This window comes from uncultured Psychromonas sp., from assembly GCF_947489755.1.
GTDB lineage: Bacteria > Pseudomonadota > Gammaproteobacteria > Enterobacterales > Psychromonadaceae > Psychromonas.
Map to the genome: position 1 here is coordinate 1 of NZ_CANLFB010000084.1, position 455 is coordinate 455.

Genomic DNA, 455 nt, shown 5'->3' on the forward strand with positions numbered 1-455 from the left:
CGATTAGCTAAATGATGTTGACGCAACCAGCTCCATACTTGTTCTATCGGGTTTAATTCTGGCGAGTACGGAGGAAGCTTAATAACACTCACGTTATTAATGTCTGTAGCAAGATCTTCTGTATGCCAACCAGCTCCATCCATAATAATGACTGCATGTCGATCTTCGGCCGTACTCATAGATATTTGTTTAAGGTGAGCATGCATAATATCTTTATTTACATAAGGCATCACCATCGCTTGTGATTGCCCATTGGTGACACAAACAGAGCCAAATAAATAAGCATATTCAAACTGTTGCTGTTTCACGGCTAATGGTCTGCTACCTGTTTTAGCCCATAACTTTGTTGTTGTATTTTGTTGTCCAAAACGTGCTTCATCTTGTAACCAGATATCGACTTTACCTAATGAGATATGGCCGGGGATCTTAAGGATCGTTTTTATTTGGAATTTTTT

General features: G+C 39.1%; 1 protein-coding gene. It reads right to left on the reverse strand.

The window, feature by feature from the left end:
• Nucleotides 1–455: IS630 family transposase (locus tag Q0794_RS18110; protein WP_298944279.1), on the reverse strand; the 455-nt coding region annotated here is incomplete at both ends.